This window comes from Rhizobium sp. WYCCWR 11128, assembly GCF_013416305.1.
GTDB lineage: Bacteria > Pseudomonadota > Alphaproteobacteria > Rhizobiales > Rhizobiaceae > Rhizobium > Rhizobium indicum.
This window is the reverse complement of the sequence record NZ_JACCEZ010000006.1, coordinates 94,596-110,461: the sequence shown is the minus strand read 5'-3', so window position 1 is coordinate 110,461 and position 15,866 is coordinate 94,596. Positions and strand designations below refer to the sequence as shown.

The 15,866-nt window shown below is 61.1% G+C and carries 16 protein-coding genes; 9 read left to right on the top strand and 7 right to left on the bottom strand.

Going from position 1 to position 15,866, the window contains the following annotated elements; all coding sequences use genetic code 11:
* Positions 1-32: 32 nt before the first annotated feature.
* From HX898_RS19520 to HX898_RS19510, 3 genes are read right to left on the bottom strand one after another with little or no spacing between them, the layout of a single operon-like run.
* On the bottom strand, positions 33-1,085 hold the full coding sequence (locus HX898_RS19520) for an ABC transporter permease (protein ID WP_138388934.1): 1,053 nt from the start codon (positions 1,083-1,085) through the stop codon (positions 33-35).
* A 22-nt stretch (positions 1,086-1,107) separates the two neighbouring features.
* Positions 1,108-2,652 carry a sugar ABC transporter ATP-binding protein gene (locus HX898_RS19515; protein WP_180195446.1) on the bottom strand — a complete coding sequence of 515 codons (1,545 nt, stop codon included), beginning with the start codon at positions 2,650-2,652 and terminating at the stop codon, positions 1,108-1,110.
* Positions 2,649-3,305 carry a DUF2291 domain-containing protein gene (locus HX898_RS19510; protein WP_138332986.1) on the bottom strand — a complete coding sequence of 219 codons (657 nt, stop codon included), beginning with the start codon at positions 3,303-3,305 and terminating at the stop codon, positions 2,649-2,651. Before HX898_RS19510 ends, HX898_RS19515 begins: the two co-directional genes overlap by 4 nt.
* A gap of 312 nt (positions 3,306-3,617) precedes the next feature.
* On the opposite strand from HX898_RS19510, the gene HX898_RS19505 reads away from it, so the two are divergent.
* From HX898_RS19505 to ligD, 9 genes are all read left to right on the top strand, one after another.
* Complete coding sequence (locus HX898_RS19505) at positions 3,618-4,040, top strand: hypothetical protein (protein ID WP_180195445.1); 423 nt, start codon at positions 3,618-3,620, stop codon at positions 4,038-4,040.
* A 57-nt stretch (positions 4,041-4,097) separates the two neighbouring features.
* On the top strand, positions 4,098-5,672 hold the full coding sequence (locus tag HX898_RS19500) for an FGGY-family carbohydrate kinase (RefSeq protein WP_246413284.1): 1,575 nt from the start codon (positions 4,098-4,100) through the stop codon (positions 5,670-5,672).
* 32 nt (positions 5,673-5,704) lie between these two features.
* On the top strand, positions 5,705-7,216 hold the full coding sequence (locus tag HX898_RS19495) for a glycerol-3-phosphate dehydrogenase (protein ID WP_180195444.1): 1,512 nt from the start codon (positions 5,705-5,707) through the stop codon (positions 7,214-7,216).
* A gap of 11 nt (positions 7,217-7,227) precedes the next feature.
* A complete protein-coding gene (locus HX898_RS19490) occupies positions 7,228-8,160 on the top strand; it encodes a TIM barrel protein (RefSeq protein WP_180195443.1) in 933 nt (310 codons plus the stop codon).
* Between the two features lie 70 nt (positions 8,161-8,230).
* Positions 8,231-9,166 (top strand): sugar-binding transcriptional regulator, encoded by a 936-nt coding sequence (locus tag HX898_RS19485; RefSeq protein WP_065282691.1) that lies wholly within the window; start codon positions 8,231-8,233, stop codon positions 9,164-9,166.
* Positions 9,167-9,266: 100 nt separating this feature from the next.
* Entirely contained in the window at positions 9,267-10,043 is a 777-nt protein-coding gene (locus HX898_RS19480; RefSeq protein WP_017991649.1) for a DeoR/GlpR family DNA-binding transcription regulator, read from the top strand.
* Positions 10,040-10,810, top strand: a complete 771-nt coding sequence (locus HX898_RS19475) for a triose-phosphate isomerase (RefSeq protein WP_171597942.1) — start codon at positions 10,040-10,042, stop codon at positions 10,808-10,810. The genes HX898_RS19480 and HX898_RS19475 overlap by 4 nt, the downstream gene beginning before the upstream one ends.
* An 11-nt stretch (positions 10,811-10,821) precedes the next feature.
* Positions 10,822-11,277 (top strand): RpiB/LacA/LacB family sugar-phosphate isomerase, encoded by a 456-nt coding sequence (locus HX898_RS19470; RefSeq protein ID WP_017996196.1) that lies wholly within the window; start codon positions 10,822-10,824, stop codon positions 11,275-11,277.
* A gap of 298 nt (positions 11,278-11,575) precedes the next feature.
* Complete coding sequence (gene ligD / locus HX898_RS19465) at positions 11,576-12,625, top strand: non-homologous end-joining DNA ligase (protein WP_180195442.1); 1,050 nt, start codon at positions 11,576-11,578, stop codon at positions 12,623-12,625.
* A 25-nt stretch (positions 12,626-12,650) separates the two neighbouring features.
* Here ligD and HX898_RS19460 read toward each other — a convergent pair whose 3' ends face one another.
* From HX898_RS19460 to tsdA, 4 genes are read right to left on the bottom strand one after another with little or no spacing between them, the layout of a single operon-like run.
* The gene (locus tag HX898_RS19460) at positions 12,651-12,947 is read right to left on the bottom strand and encodes a YciI family protein (protein ID WP_129417489.1); all 297 of its coding nucleotides are present in this window, start codon (positions 12,945-12,947) and stop codon (positions 12,651-12,653) included.
* On the bottom strand, positions 12,944-13,792 hold the full coding sequence (locus tag HX898_RS19455; RefSeq protein ID WP_180195441.1) for an intradiol ring-cleavage dioxygenase: 849 nt from the start codon (positions 13,790-13,792) through the stop codon (positions 12,944-12,946). Before HX898_RS19455 ends, HX898_RS19460 begins: the two co-directional genes overlap by 4 nt.
* A 19-nt stretch (positions 13,793-13,811) precedes the next feature.
* Positions 13,812-14,870, bottom strand: a complete 1,059-nt coding sequence (locus HX898_RS19450) for a maleylacetate reductase (protein WP_180195440.1) — start codon at positions 14,868-14,870, stop codon at positions 13,812-13,814.
* 1 nt (position 14,871) lies between these two features.
* Complete coding sequence (tsdA, locus tag HX898_RS19445) at positions 14,872-15,852, bottom strand: gamma-resorcylate decarboxylase (protein WP_180195439.1); 981 nt, start codon at positions 15,850-15,852, stop codon at positions 14,872-14,874.
* Positions 15,853-15,866: the final 14 nt, after the last annotated feature.

Sequence of the window (15,866 nt, the reverse complement as noted above, 5' to 3'; positions counted from 1 at the left end):
CTGCCGTCGTGGATAAGTTTCGGTCGCAGCCGTCAGGACGATTTGACCCGGCGGCCGTATTGGATGCTGTTCATGAGGACGGCGAGAACGATCACAGCGCCGGTGAATACGGTCTGCCAGTAGGCCGAGACGCCGATGATCACGAGGCCGTCCGAAAGGAAGCCGATAACGAAGGCGCCGAGCATGGTGCCGCGGACCGTACCGCGGCCGCCGGTCAGCGCCGCACCGCCGATGACCACGGCTGCGATCGCCGTCAGTTCGTAGGTTGTGCCTGCCGTCGGACCGGCTGAGGTCAGCTGCGAGGAGAGGACCAGGCCGGCAATCGCAGCGCAGACGCCCGAAAGCACATAGACGATGATCTTCACGCGCTTGACCGGGACGCCGGAGAGGTCGGCGGCTCGCTCGTTACCGCCTGAGGCGTAGAGCCAGCGGCCGAAGGCGGTGCGGCTCAGCACGATGCCGCAAATGATCGCGAGAACCGCAAGCACGATGACGCCGATCGGAATGCCTGCGAGCCGGTTGAAGCCGAGCCAGTCGAAGCCGGTATTGCCGAGTTCCGGACGGCCACCAAGATTGTTGTAGGTCAGGCCGTTGGTCATCAAGAGCGCGATACCGCGGGCCACGTAGAGCACGCCGAGCGAGGCGACGAAGGCCGGCACCTTGAGATAGGCGATCAGCACGCCATTGACCGCACCGACCAGCGCACCGAGCGCACATGTGATGACGACGACGGCCCAGACCGGCGGATAGAGGATGACGCCGAAATAAGTGAGCGTGACGCCCTGCATCAGGAAACCGGCGATGCAGCCTGCAAGCCCAAGCGTCGAGCCGACCGACAGATCGATGCCGCCATTCAGGATGACGAGCAGCATGCCGATCGCCAGAATGCCGAAGATCGCGACGTGCGACGCCATGATCAGGAAGTTGTTCAGGGTGAAGTAATAGGGCGACAGGAACGAGAAGACCGCGATGATGACGATCAGCGCGAAGAAGGCCCGGCCCTCCAGAATGAGACGCACGATATTGGTATTGCGCTTCTGCCCACTGGAAACTGATTTCTTTTCGGTGATGTTCGTGACTGACATAATCAGTGCTCCATAATCCAGGCTAGTGCGCGACCACGGCTTCGCCGGAGGCGGCCATGATCTTTTCCTTGGTGACATCCGAGCCGAACTCGGCCGATATCCTGCCGCGATGCATGACGATGATGCGGTGCGCGATGCTCAGGCATTCATTGACTTCGGACGTCGAATAGATGACCGCCAATCCCTGCTTGGCGCGCTCCGCGAGCAATTTGAAAACTTCCGCCTTGGCGCCGATGTCGATGCCGCGGCTTGGCTCATCGAGCAGGATGACCTTCGGCTGGGTTGCCAGCATCTTGCCGATGACGACCTTCTGCTGGTTGCCGCCGGAGAGCGAGCCGATCGAAGCTGCACCGCCATCGGTTTTCACATGCACCCGCCGGATCGCGTCATTGACGAGATCGCGCTCGCGATGGCCGGAGGTGAAAAGCCCTTTGGTGAAGGCGCGGATACTCGCAAGCGACAGATTGGAGCCGACCGTCATCGTCTGGACGAGACCGTCGCGCTGGCGATCTTCGGGCACGAGCACGAGACCGCTGGCAATGCGCCCGGCGATGCTGAGCCCACTGACGTCCTGTCCTTCGAGCAGAACCTGTCCGCCACTTGCGCGCAGACGTCCGGCAATACACTCGAGCAGTTCCGTGCGCCCGGCGCCCATCAGACCGTAGATGCAGACGATCTCGCCGGCACGCACCTTGAGAGACAGACGATCGACTGCATTATAGGCAGCGCCGGAGGGACCGGGGACACTGAGATTTTCGATGGAAAGCGAGACGTTTCCGAACTGGTGAGCTTGCGGCGGGCTGCCGAGGTCGAAATTCTCGCCGACCATGTTGCGGACGATCCACTCGAGATCGATATCCTTGCGCTCGGCATAGGCTGTCATGTTTCCGTCGCGCAGAACGACGGCGTGATTGGTGATCTGCAGCGCCTCTTCCAGATGATGCGAGATGTAGACGATCGACACGCCGCGACTCGTCAGATCGTGGATGACCTTGAAGAGCACTTCCACCTCGGTCGCGCTCAGCGCCGAGGTCGGCTCGTCCATGATCAGGATGCGCGAATTGACGGAGAGCGCCCGGGCAATTTCGACGATCTGCTGCTGGCCGAGGCGAAGATCCTCGACGCGCGTCAGTGGATCGATGTCTTCCTCGAGCTCCTCCATCAGCGCGCGGGTCTGACGCGCCTCTTCCGCGAAATCGACAACACCGCCCTTGATGATCTCCCGGCCCATGAAAATATTGTCGCGCACACTGAGATTGGGCGCGAGGCTGAGCTCCTGGTGAATGATGGAGATCCCGCACTCGCGGGCATGGGTCGACGAGGTAAAGCTGATCGGCGAGCCATCGAGAGTGATCTCGCCGGAGCTTGGCTGCGCGACACCGGAAAGGATCTTCATCAAGGTCGACTTGCCCGCGCCATTCTCCCCGAACAGGGTTGTGACCTGGCCGCGATGGATGTCGAAGTTCACTCCCTTGAGGGCGTGAACGTTGCCGTAGGATTTTGCGATATTGCGGGCAGCGAGGACGACCTCGCCTATCGCCCCGTTGCTGCGTTGCGGCTGGCTCATTTGAGCTCGACCTTCACCGGCGTGACCAGCCAGTTCTTCGGGTTGATGAGCTTGAAGACGCCGACGACGGTCGCCTGCTTTCCGTCCAGGGCATCAGCATCCAGGCCCGCGAAAACCGCCTTCTTCATCTCGTTATTGATGGCCGAGCCGGCATCCTGATACTGGATCTGGTTGGTAAACTGGCCGAATTCGATGGTGCCGGTTGCATCGCGGAGGTCCGTGCCGTTGACCGCAGGGCCGGTCTGGACACGGACCACCGTCTCGGGAGGCAACCCATCGATCTTCATTTCGTTGGTGTTCGACTTGCGGGCGCCGAAAACGCCGGTCAGCGTGACGGGAATAACCGGGCCGGTGCTCGTTGCGGTGCCGTATTTCTCGGCCGCCGCCTTCTTGTCGGCGGCAATGGCGGCCGCGAGATCGGCGGCCGCAACGGCCCGCTCTTCGACATTCGCCTTGATCTTCGGGAACTGCTCGGCGCCGAAGGTTTCCGGAGAGAATACCTGCTGCCGGACATCGTTTTCGGAGCCGATCCTGACGACCGTCGTATCGAACGCGATCGCTGCAACGACGATGACCGCCAACGCCGCGCTGACAAGGAGCGTGCGATTGCCGCTGCTCGGCTTTGATGCTGGATAATCGGGCGAAGTACTCATGTCCGGACGGCCTTGGCTTGGAATGGCGAGATGGAGAGGGTTAGCGCGATGATGATCGCTGGTGTGCTGAAGCATTGCGTCGCACCGGAACAGATGCCGGCGGGCCGCCCGCAAGAGCGCAACTCTGGACGAAAATTCGCATCGGAAGCCTCCTCAACAAGACCGGCGCTTGTCTCCTCCAACCGCCTGGATCTGTAAATTCTCCATCAGGAAGAGCGCTTCCGTGATAGAAGTATGTTATTTATGCCGTAAATGATGTTATATATTTTATCAGCTGTCAACGGCACTTTCGCGGCAATTCGACTGAAATGCATGACTTCACATCTTGTTTATCACGCTGCGATGCAGCAAAAAGTGACAGCAAATGCAGACGCTTTCACACTTGTAATTCAACCGCATACCGGCGCCATCCGTCTGTTTTTAATGCAATATATCACAGATGGAACACAGCGAACGCTGCGGCTTTTGATGCCGCCCGCTGATGGCGCGGCGGCGCGGAAGCAAACTCCTTACTCTTCTATTTTAGATGAAAAAAATTACATCGCTAGAAAAATCTTACTGGCATTATGGTATCTTTATGTTATGTTTTCGAGTGAAGCTAGGGAGGTTTCGGCTGCGCGCCAGATCTGGGATTTGCCAACGGCGGCGCGCTTGCCGTTACCCCTGAAAGGGCCGACGTTGGCAGCCGGATGCATCATCCCAGACGAGTTGAGGGATCGGGAGGATTGCAGATGAATTTGATGCGCGTATTGCCCGCCGTGACACTTGCTAGGATGGCGAGATAAGCCTGCAATGACATCGACCGAGAAGATCATCATTGGGATAGATGCCGGCACCTCGGTCATCAAGGCGGTCGCCTTCGATCTGTCCGGCCGCCAGCTCGCCACGGCCTCCGTTCGCAACCGATACGCGACCGGAGACGATGGTTCGGCAACGCAGTCGCTGGATCGGACCTGGCTCGATTGCGCCAGCGCGTTGCGTGGCCTTGGCGAAAAAGTCCCCGACCTCGCATCACGCACCGCAGCCATCGCCGTCACCGGACAGGGCGACGGCACATGGCTCGTCGGCCGCGGCAACAGGCCGGTTGCCGATGCTTGGCTGTGGCTCGACGCGCGCGCCGCGCCGACAGTGACGTCGCTGGCCGGCGGGGCGCAGAACCGTGCCCGCTTCGAGGCAACGGGCACCGGCCTCAACACGTGCCAGCAGGGCGCGCAACTCGCCCATATGGACCGCTTCACGCCGGACCTTCTCGATCGAGCGGAGACGGCGCTGCACTGCAAGGACTGGCTCTATCTCAACCTCACAGGCGTGCGGGCAACCGATCCATCGGAGGCGAGTTTCACCTTCGGCAATTTCAGAACGCGCCAGTATGATGCGGTCGTGATCGACGCGCTCGGCCTTGACCACCGACGGGGGCTCCTGCCCGAAATCATCGACGGCAGCGAGATCAGCCACCCGCTGACATCGGAGGCGGCGAAGGCCTGCGGGCTTCTTGCCGGAACGCCGGTCTGCCTCGGCTATGTCGACATGGTGATGACGGCGCTTGGTGCAGGCGTGCGCAGCGGCGCTCGCAACGCCGCCTGCTCGACGATCGGCTCGACCGGCGTGCATTTGCGCGCCAAGTCCGTTGCCGACGTTCAGCTCAATCGGGAGGGCACCGGCTATGTGATCGCCCTGCCCATTCCCGGCATCGTCACTCAGGTCCAGACGAATATGGGCGCCACGATCAACATCGACTGGATCCTCGATGTCGCCGCCTATCTCATGGCCGAGGCGGGCAAGCCTGCTTCGCATGCAGACCTCATTGCGCGCATCGACGGCTGGTTTGCAGAAAGCCGACCGGGGTCGGTGCTTTACCATCCCTACATTTCCGAAGCGGGCGAACGTGGTCCTTTCGTCAACGCCAATGCGCGCGCGGGCTTCACCGGGCTTTCGATGCGTCACGGCTTCCCCGACCTGCTGCGCAGCGTGATCGAAGGGTTGGGGCTTGCCACCCGCGACTGCTACTCGGCGATGGGCGCGATGCCCGAAGAGCTGCGGGTCACCGGCGGGGCAACACGCTCCGTCGCCCTTCGCCACTCACTTTCGGCCGCCGTCAACGCACCGATCCGCCAGTCGCGCCGCGAGGAGACAGGGGCGGCCGGCGTGGCGATGATGGCCGCGGTGGCTGTCGGCGTCTATTCCAGCATGGACGATTGCATTGACGACTGGGTGACGCCGCTGCTCGGCGATCCGGAGATACCGGATGCCAGCGAGGCCCACCGGTTCGACCGGCTTTTTTCTGCCTACACCGATGTACGCCAGGCAATGGCGCCCGCCTGGGACAAGCTTGCCGAAGCCGCAACGACGTCGCCGGTGGGCGCGTAATTCTGATGCAGCAGGCATCGAAGGAGCATGACATGACCGAACCCGAACTCCTGGATCTCTTCGTCATCGGCGGAGGCATCAACGGCGCGGGGATAGCACGCGATGCTGCCGGCCGCGGCCTGAAGGTCGTGCTGTGCGAAAAGGACGACCTGGCCCAGGGAACCTCGTCGCGCTCGGGCAAGCTGGTGCATGGAGGTCTGCGTTACCTCGAATATTACGAATTCCGCCTGGTGCGTGAGGCGCTGATCGAGCGTGAAGTGCTGCTCAACGCCGCGCCGCATATCATCTGGCCGATGCGCTTCGTCCTGCCGCACAGCCCTGAGGATCGCCCCGCATGGCTCGTGCGGCTCGGCCTCTTCCTCTACGATCATCTCGGCGGCCGCAAGAAGTTGCCGGGGACGCGCACGCTCAACCTGCTCCGCGACCCGGAAGGCACGCCGATCCTCGATCAATATACACGCGGCTTTGAATATTCCGATTGCTGGGTCGACGACGCCCGCCTCGTGACCTTGAATGCGGTCAGCGCAGCGGAAAACGGCGCTCTGGTGCTGACCCGCTCGCCGGCCGTGTCGGCCCGTCGCGAGAACGGCGGTTGGACCGTAGTCACGAAAAGCAACGCCACGGGAGAGACGCGAACCTTCCGCGCCAAATGTCTGGTGAACTGCGCCGGCCCCTGGGTGATGGACATCATCAATCGCGTCGCCGGTTCGAACTCCGGCCGCAACGTCCGCCTCGTCAAGGGCAGCCATATCATCGTGCCGAAGTTCTGGACAGGCGCCAATGCCTATCTGGTGCAGAACCACGACAAACGCGTCATTTTCATCAATCCCTACGAGGGCGACAAGGCGCTGATCGGGACGACCGATATCGCTTACGAAGGCCGGGCCGAGGATGTTGCCGCCGACGAGACGGAGATCGAGTATCTGCTCCAGGCGGTCAATCGCTATTTCAAGGAAAAGCTGCGTCGCCACGACGTGCTGCACAGCTTCTCCGGCGTGCGCCCGCTGTTTGACGATGGAAAGGGCAACCCGTCCGCCGTTACCCGCGACTATGTCTTCGATCTCGATGAGACAGGCGGCGCTCCGCTGCTCAACGTCTTCGGCGGCAAGATCACCACATTCCGCGAGCTCGCCGAACGCGGCATGCAGCGCCTGAAGCATATCTTCCCGAACATGGGAGGCGACTGGACGGAGAAGGCGCCACTGCCCGGCGGCGAAATTCCGAATGCCGATTACGAGACCTTCGCCAACAGCCTGCGCGATATCTATCCCTGGATGCCGCGCAAACTCGTGCATCACTACGGCCGTCTCTATGGCGCCCGTGCGAAGAACGTGGTTGCCGGCGCGACAGGTATGGAAGGGCTTGGGCGGCATTTCGGCGGTCAGCTCTATGAGGCCGAGGCCAGCTATCTCGTCGCTACGGAATGGGCCGAAACGGCCGAGGACATCCTCTATCGCCGCACCAAACACTACCTCCATCTGAACGAAGCGGAGCGCGCGGCCTTTGGCGAGTGGTTTGCTTCCACCCGCCTTGCCGCCGCCTGAAGGATGCCGCCATGCCGCTGACCCTTTCGCTGAATACCAATCCGCTGGTGAACCGCTTCGCCGACCCAGACGATCTGATCGACACGGTTGCGCATGACTTGCGGATCCGCGACCTCCAACTGACCCATGAGTTCATCAATCCGAGCTGGCAAGCGCCGGTGATCCGCCGCCTGACGCGCACGATGAGCGCTGCGCTGAAGCGCACGGGGGTGCGGGTTACCTCGGGAATGACGGGCCCCTATGGGCGCCTCAACCATTTCGGACATCCGGATGCCGATGTGCGCCGCTACTACGTCGACTGGTTCAAGACCTTTGCCGACATCACCGCCGATCTTGGCGGCCATTCGGTCGGCACGCAATTTGCGATCTTCACCTATAAGGACTTCGACGATCCGGCCAGACGCGAGGAACTGATCAAGACCGCCATCGATTGTTGGGCCGATGTCGCCGAGCATGCGCGCGCCGCAGGCCTCTCCTACATGTTCTGGGAGCCGATGAGCATCGGCCGCGAGTTCGGCGAGACGATCGGCGCCTGCCTGTCGCTGCAGGAGCGGCTGACATCGGCCGGAATGGCCATCCCGATGTGGATGATGGCCGACATCGATCATGGCGACATCACCTCTGCCAACCCCGACGACTATAACCCCTATGCCTGGGCACGCGCCGTCCCGCCGGTATCTCCGATCATCCACATCAAACAGAGCTTGATGGACAAGGGCGGGCACCGGCCCTTTACCGCCGAATTCAACGCCAAGGGCCGCATACAGCCGGCACCTCTGCTGCAAGCGCTGGCCGAAGGTGGGGCGAAGGACAATGAAATCTGCCTGGAACTCTCCTTCAAGGAACGCGAGCCGAACGATCGCCAGGTCATCCCGCAGATCGCCGAAAGCGTCGCCTTCTGGGCGCCGCATATCGACACCGGCGTCGCTGACTTGAACATCTGAGGCGGAGATCTTTAAAAGGCAGCACTGCGATACGGCGGAATCGCCGCATGACCTTCGAAAAGGAGCCGTGATGACGGACGCCGATGATACGCTTGCCGTGCGTGCTGCCTGGCTTCATTATGCCGGTGGCCTGACGCAGTCCGACGTTGCGCGCCGCCTCGGCGTGCCGTCGGTAAAGGCCCATCGCCTGATCGCCAGAGCGGTCGCCGATGGCGTCGTCAAAGTTACCATCGACGGGGATATCGTCGAATGCGTCGAGCTGGAGATGCGGCTTTCGGAACGGTTCGGGCTTCAATATTGCGAGGTCGCACCCGATCTCGGCGAGGAAGGCTTGCCGCTCCGCGCACTCGGCCATGCCGGTGCCGGCTATCTCAAGCGCGAGATCGAGCGCGGCGACAATACGGTGATCGGCCTTGGTCATGGCCGCACGCTTTCCGCCGCCGTGCAATATATGCCGAGGGTGAGCGCGAAGAACCTGCGCTTCGTCTCCTTGCTTGGCGGGCTGACGCGAAACTACGGCGCCAATCCCTATGACGTGATGCATCGCATCGCCGAAAAGACCGGCGCCCATGCCTATGTCATGCCGGTTCCCTTTTTCGCCAATACCGGCGAAGACCGCGAAGTGCTGAAGGCGCAGCGTGCCGTCAAGGAGGTCTTCGATCTTGCCAACAATGCCGATCTGAAGCTCGTCGGCCTGGGAACTGTCGATGCAGAGGCGCAGCTGGTTTTGTCCGGCATGGTTGAACCCGGTGAAATCGACGACATCGCTGCCGCAGGCGGCGTCGGCGAAATCCTCGGACATTTTTTCGACGCCGACGGCCATATCCTCGAGACCGCGCTGACGGCGCGCACGCTCTCTGCATCTTTTCCCAAAACCAAGAAAGAGCGGCTCGTGGCGCTGGCGGGCGGACAGTCGAAAGTGGCGGCCATCCGGGCAATTCTGAACAGCCGCCGCCTTTTCGGGCTGATCACCGACGAACGAACCGCGCAGGCGCTGCTGAAGTAGCTACGGAAACACAACAATATTTGATCGCAAAATAACATAATAAATGTTGATTATCACGCATACTCCGTTATCTTAACATCAAACGAGGGTGGAGATCGGGATGAGGCGGGAAGAGCGGCAGCAGTTGATCGTCAACCTGCTCGTCGAAAACAAGACAGTCGATCTCGACGATCTTGCCGATCGCTTCACCGTGTCAAAGATGACGATCCATCGCGATCTCGACGATCTCGAGCAGGCGGGCGTCCTGCGCAAGGTTCGCGGTGGCGCGACCATTGATGCTGGAACGCAGTTCGAAAGCGACTTCCGCATTCGCGAGCGCCAAGGCAGCGAGGCAAAGCTGGCAATGGCTGAGACCGCGCTGGAACTGGTCGAGCCGGGGATGACGGTGATGGTAAACGACGGCTCGATGGCGGCCGTGCTCGGCGAAATGCTGCTGCAGAAGCGGCCGCTGACGTTGATCACCAACAATGCGGCGATCATGGAGCGGCTGAAAGGTGAAACAGGCATCACGCTGATCGCGCTCGGCGGCATCTACTCGGCCAAATTCAACGCCTATCTCGGCGTTGTTACCGAGGAGGCACTGTCGCGGCTGAGAGCCGACATCGCCTTCATTTCGACGCCGGCCGTCAGCGGCGGGCGCGCCTATCACATGGACGATAACGTCGTGCGCGCCAAACGGGCGATGATCGCGTCATCGACCAGGACCTGCCTTCTGGTCAACCATCAGCGCATCGGCCACACCGCCCTGCATGTCATGGCGGATCTGGCCGACTTCGACGCGATTATCACCGACAGCGCACCGGATGCTGCTGTCCTGGAGGAATTCGAGCAGGCGGGCATTACGCTCACCATCGCATCAACGCAGGATCCGACATGACCGAAAAGCCGCGCTTCTGGATTGGCACCAGCTGGAAGATGAACAAGACGCTTGCTGAAGCCGGGCATTTCGCCCGCGGCCTCGAGGCTGCCGATGCCGCGCGCGAGCCGCGTATCCAGCGCTTTGTGATTCCGCCCTTCACAGCGGTGCGCGAGGTCAAGTCGCTGCTTGCCAAGACCTCGGTGAAGGTCGGCGCCCAGAACATGCATTGGGCCGACCAGGGCGCCTGGACCGGCGAAGTCTCGCCGGTAATGCTGAAGGACTGCAATCTCGATCTCGTGGAGCTCGGCCATTCCGAGCGGCGCGAACATTTTGGAGAGACCGACGAGACTGTGGGTCTGAAGACCGAAGCGGCCGTTCGCCACGGTCTCATTCCTCTGATCTGCATTGGCGAGACGCTTTCCGACCGCGAAAGTGGAAAGGCTGCCGACATCCTGGCAACCCAGGTGCGCGGCGCGCTTTCGAAACTTTCGGGCGCCCAGAAAGGCGCCGAAATCCTGCTGGCCTACGAGCCGGTCTGGGCGATCGGCGAGAAGGGCATCCCGGCGACCGCGGATTATGCGGATGCCCGCCAGTCTGAAATCATCGCCGTTGCCGAAACTGTGCTGGGCCGGAAGATCCCCTGCCTTTATGGCGGGTCGGTTAACCCGCAGAACTGCGAAGAACTGATTTCGAGCCCGCATATCGACGGGCTCTTCATCGGCCGTTCGGCCTGGAATGTCGAAGGCTACCTCGACATCCTGGCCAAATGCGCCGCCAAACTCTGAGGAGAAAGACAATGAAGCTTGCCATTGCAGGAGACAGCGCCGGCGAAGGCCTCGCCAAGATCCTGGCCGACCATTTGAAAGAGCGCTTCGACGTCTACGAAGTCTCGCGCACGAGCGCCGGTGCCGATCCTTTCTACGCCAACCTCTCGGATCGCGTTGCCTCGGGCGTCATCGACGGCACCTACGACAAGGCGATCCTCGTTTGCGGCACCGGCATCGGCGTCTGCATCTCGGCCAACAAGGTTCCGGGCATCCGCGCCGCCCTGACGCACGACACCTATTCTGCCGAGCGTGCCGCGCTTTCCAACAATGCGCAGATCATCACCATGGGAGCCCGCGTCATCGGAACCGAGCTTGCAAAGTCGATCGCTGACGCGTTTCTTGCCCAGACCTTCGACGAGAACGGCCGCTCTGCCGGTAACGTCAAGGCCATGGATGATCTCGACGCGAAGTACAGCGCCCGTTGAAGAATGGGACGACTGCTCGGCCCGATCCAGATCCGGCAGCGATTTCGGGCCGGAGGCACCGATACGTTAAGTCGTTGAATTGAGATTCGTTTCGACTCGGAACAATCGGCCGAATGATTCGGTTGAGTCGCGTTGTTGCCATCGAAGCGAAGAAGAAGCAGATGAAAAGGCCGTACAGGGCAAAGCCCAAGAGCAGGGAAAAGCAAGGGCCGGCACCGAGCAATGTCATCAGAACCATGAATGTTCTGCGCAACTCGGTCGACGCCGAAATCCAGCCGGGGAGGCGTCGGACATACTCATGAAGCGCCCGCGCCGCCCCATTCTGCCCTTGCTCGACGAATCTCGCTCAACGCTGCAGTCTCGTCCGATCCGCAAGCGCGACCCCGACCAGCCCAGTCTGCCCTTCGATCCAATGCCGTCGCGCGTCGAGCCCTGCCTTGCGCTGCTGAAGCCGACCGTGCCCGTGGGACCGGACTGGCTCTACGAGGTGAAGCTGGATGGCTATCGTTTGGCAATCCACGTTGAGCCGAAAGGGGTGCGGGTCCTCACCCGCGGTGGCCATGACTGGACCCACCGCTTCCCCACCATCGCCGCCGCAGCGAAAAAGCTTGGCGTGACGACCGCCATTCTCGATGGCGAGGCGGTTGTACTCGATGATCATGGCCGATCGGATTTTGGCGCCCTGCAGCGCTCGCTCGGCGGGCGGGGCGGCAGGCGTGTCTCGACCGAGTCGATCCTCGTCGCCTTCGACCTTCTTTATCTCGATGGACACGATCTGACCGGCACCGAGCTTGAGGTACGCCGGCACCTGCTTGAAGACCTGATACCGGAAGGCGATGATAAAGCGATCCGCCTCTCCGAGGAGATAGAGCTGCCGGCCGAAGAACTCCTCGAGCACGCCTGCCATCGACATCTGGAAGGCATCATCGCCAAGCATCGCGACCGGCCCTACGGCAGTGGCCGCACGGGCGACTGGCTGAAGATCAAATGCGTCCGGAGCGAGAGCTTCATGATCGTCGGTTATGAGCAGTCCGCATCCGCCCGCGGCGGGATCGGCAGGCTGCTGTTGGCCGGCAGACGAGGCCTCGACTGGATTTACGTTGGCTCCGTCGGAACCGGTTTCGGTACGAGCGATGCTGAATACCTGAAAAAGACGCTGGACCGGTTGAAGACGAGCCGGCCCGTTGTTCCCCTGAAGGGCAAGCGCCTCGTCCTCGTGCAGCCGACGCTGATCGCCGAGATCGAGTTTCGCGGCTGGACGGATGATGGCAATCTCCGCCATGCCTCGTACAAGGGGCTGCGCGAGGTTCAAGACAACGCCGCTGTCTTCGATATGACCTACATCTGATCGCTTTCAGCAGGTAAAACGCCGATCAGAGACTCTCCAGAAGAAGCCCAAAACTGGGCCGCCATTCGAATATATCGACGCTCGCGTAAACGCCGGAGCGGACGAAGGGGTCTCCTGCGCTGAACGCCTCGAACTCGGCGAGCGTTTCGACTTGCGCGATCACGATTGCGGTGGAACCCTTGCCCTCCGCCGGCGGTGCGGAAGGTCCGGACAGCAGGATGCGGATCGCCGCGCCATGCAGATAGGCCTTGTGCTCATCGAGCAATCGGGAGCGTTCGGCAGCCTTGCCGGGGTCGGATATCGCGTAGCGGGCTACGATCATTGTCTATTCTCCACCGGCGTCAGCACGAAATCGAAATCGGAGCGCCAGATCGTCGGATGATCGACACGCTGGAAAGGCGCGATCAGGCTGTTTTTCACCCCAAACACCGTATCGGATTCCAGATAGGGATCGTCGCCGACAAACGTGTGGGTTACGAGCTTCTCATAACCTGAAGCCGTGATCAGGTAATGGGTATGGGCAGGACGATAGGGATGGCGGCCGAGGGACGTCAACATCTGGCCGACCGGGCCATCATCCGGGATCGGATAGGAAACCGGCTTTATGCCGACGAAGCTATAGGTGCCATCTGCGCCGGTGATGAAAATGCCCCGGTTGTTCCACTTCGGCTGGATATCCGGCTGCTGGACGTCGTAGAAGCCATCGGAATTATCCGACCATACATCGATCCGGGCTCCCTCGATCGGATTGCCGTCAAGATCCAGCACCCGGCCGATGAAGAGACAGCTCTCGCCCTTGCCGTCGAGCGAGATGTTTTCACCCATCTGCCGTACGGGCGCCCCTTCGACATGGAATGGTCCGAACACCGTATTTTCCGTGGCGCCTGTCGGGCGCCGGTTGTTGATCGCATCCACCAGCATCGACAGACCCAGCGTATCGCTGAGCAGGATGAACTCCTGTCGCTCGTCATGACAGAGATGGCCGGTACGGGTCAGGAAGCCGATGACCAGCTCCCATTCCTCCTGGGTCAGGCTGATATCCTTGGCAAAGGCATGCAGGTGCTTGACCAGCGACGCCATGACTTCGGCAAGGCGCGGATTAATGCCCTGCCCCATCCGCGAGTTGACGGCTTCCACGGATCTCTCTTCGCTGAAATATTCAGGCACGTGGCCATCCTCCTAAACATTAACGCGGCCGCGCGCCTTCCCAGGCGCTCTGCAACAAAGCCCGGATCGCATCCCGTTCGATCGGGCGCGGGTTCCAGTAGGGGTTCTGGGCGGCGAGTTCCGCCGCACGGTCCAGATCGGCTTCCTTCATACCCAGATCGCGCAGCGCCAAGGGCGCGCCGATCGAAGCGGCAAAATCATAAAGACCGCTGCCCAGCGAGCCGCCGAAAAGATCGGCAGCCGGTTTTAGCGCATCCGCTGCGGCTACGGCGTTATAGGCAGCAGAATGGGGAAGAATGACAGCATGGGTTTCCGCATGCGGCAGATCGAAGCTACCGCCCAGCGTATGGCAGAGTTTGTGATGCAGCGCCATGCCAACTGCTCCGAGCACCGTGCCGCACAGCCAGGAACCGTAAAGCGCTTCGCTTCGCGGCTCGATGTCCCCAGGGGCATTGACAATTTGAGGTAAAGCCTGCTTCAGCGCGCGCAGGCCCTCGACCGCCATCATTGATGAAATGGGATTGCGATCCTGCGCATAGAGACCTTCGAGCGCATGCGCCATTGCATTGAGCCCGCTGCTGACGCTGATGTTGACCGGCAATCCCAATGTCAATTCAGGGTCGTAGATCACCACTTCGGGCAGGATGCCGGGTCCGCGGACCGCCGTCTTCTGCCCATTTTCTGTCTGGCCGAGGATCGGTGTAACCTCCGATCCCGCATAGGTCGTCGCCACCACAATTTGTGGCGCGTCGTTGCGATAGGCGATCGCCTTGCCGAGACCGATCGTCGATCCACCGCCGATGGCGACGACGCAATCGGCGCCGGCTGCGTTGTATGCCGCCATCGCGCGCTCGGTCACATCGACCGGCGTATGCATCGTCGCATCGTGGAATAGTCCCGCCGCAAGCGGACCGAGGGAAGCAGCGATCCGTTCCACCTCCGCTTTCTGGTGCGGGGTCGAAAGGATCAGGGCGCGTTTGCCGCCCTGTCCTGCAATCGCCTCGGCGAGACGGTTCAACGAGCCACTCCCGAAGAAGACCTGGGCCGCGCTGGCCGTGTATCTGAAAGGTGTAACCATGCTATCGATCGAGTTTGAAGAGTGAAACCGCGTTGGTGCGACCGATCTTCAGACGGTCGGCTTCGGAGATGGTCGTGCTGTCGAACCAGTTTGCAGCATGATCGATGTTCTCGAATGGCCAGTCCGTCGAGAACAGAATTCGGTCCGCGCCGATTTCCAGCATAGCATCGATAAGCGATTGCGTGCGGAAGTTCCCCGACGTCGTGATGTAGAAATTCTCGTTGAAATAATCGGCAATCGGGCGTTTGGCCGGATAGCTCTTTTCCACCTTGACCCACGCATTCCGGTTGTCGATGCGCCACATCATGTATGGCAGTCCCTCGCCCATGTGGCCAACGATGATCCGCAAAGCCGGATGTTCGTCAAACAGGCCGGACCCCATCAACCGCAGGGCATGAACAGCGGTCTCCTGCGCGAACGCCCATGTCGGCCCCATCAGCCAGGAATGGCCAGCATAGATCCGGCTATCCTGCGGCAGCGGGTTACGCGGATGCAGATAAAAGGGAACGTTGAGTTTTTCGACTTCGGCCCAGAACGGACGGTATTGCGGCAGGTCGTAGTAGAGCGGTGTCGTTCCGTCGCCTTCCTGCGAGAAGCCGTTGACCAGTGCGCCGACGAAACCCAGCGTCGTCACGCAGCGCTGCAATTCCTGTGTTGCGGCATCCGGATCCTGCAGGGGCAAAGCTGCAAATCCCAGGAAACGGTTCGGGTTCTTGACGCATTGCTCCGCCAGAAAGTCGTTGGCGCGTCGGGAAATATCCAGGGCCTTTGCCTTATCCGGGATCGCCTGCACGGCCGGAGCGTTGAGCGACAGGATCATTTTCTCGATGCCGTGGGCATCCATCAGCCGCAAACGCTTGTCCTGGATATCCCGAAGACGGGCGGACAGTTCCGTCCAGTAGTCGCCCGGCACGAATCCAGCCGAATCCTGCAGCGTCTCGGGAATGGCGAAATGTTCTTCAAGCGCGATCTTGCCTTGCACGATATGCTCTCTCT

Bases quoted from the DNA above. Each gene is read 5' to 3' on its own strand.
- HX898_RS19520 (WP_138388934.1), bottom strand. From the start codon at position 1,085: ATGTCAGTCACGAACATCACCGAAAAGAAATCAGTTTCCAGTGGGCAG.
- HX898_RS19515 (WP_180195446.1), bottom strand. From the start codon at position 2,652: ATGAGCCAGCCGCAACGCAGCAACGGGGCGATAGGCGAGGTCGTCCTC.
- HX898_RS19510 (WP_138332986.1), bottom strand. From the start codon at position 3,305: ATGAGTACTTCGCCCGATTATCCAGCATCAAAGCCGAGCAGCGGCAAT.
- HX898_RS19505 (WP_180195445.1), top strand. From the start codon at position 3,618: ATGACTTCACATCTTGTTTATCACGCTGCGATGCAGCAAAAAGTGACA.
- HX898_RS19500 (WP_246413284.1), top strand. From the start codon at position 4,098: ATGACATCGACCGAGAAGATCATCATTGGGATAGATGCCGGCACCTCG.
- HX898_RS19495 (WP_180195444.1), top strand. From the start codon at position 5,705: ATGACCGAACCCGAACTCCTGGATCTCTTCGTCATCGGCGGAGGCATC.
- HX898_RS19490 (WP_180195443.1), top strand. From the start codon at position 7,228: ATGCCGCTGACCCTTTCGCTGAATACCAATCCGCTGGTGAACCGCTTC.
- HX898_RS19485 (WP_065282691.1), top strand. From the start codon at position 8,231: ATGACGGACGCCGATGATACGCTTGCCGTGCGTGCTGCCTGGCTTCAT.
- HX898_RS19480 (WP_017991649.1), top strand. From the start codon at position 9,267: ATGAGGCGGGAAGAGCGGCAGCAGTTGATCGTCAACCTGCTCGTCGAA.
- HX898_RS19475 (WP_171597942.1), top strand. From the start codon at position 10,040: ATGACCGAAAAGCCGCGCTTCTGGATTGGCACCAGCTGGAAGATGAAC.
- HX898_RS19470 (WP_017996196.1), top strand. From the start codon at position 10,822: ATGAAGCTTGCCATTGCAGGAGACAGCGCCGGCGAAGGCCTCGCCAAG.
- ligD (WP_180195442.1), top strand. From the start codon at position 11,576: ATGAAGCGCCCGCGCCGCCCCATTCTGCCCTTGCTCGACGAATCTCGC.
- HX898_RS19460 (WP_129417489.1), bottom strand. From the start codon at position 12,947: ATGATCGTAGCCCGCTACGCGATATCCGACCCCGGCAAGGCTGCCGAA.
- HX898_RS19450 (WP_180195440.1), bottom strand. From the start codon at position 14,870: ATGGTTACACCTTTCAGATACACGGCCAGCGCGGCCCAGGTCTTCTTC.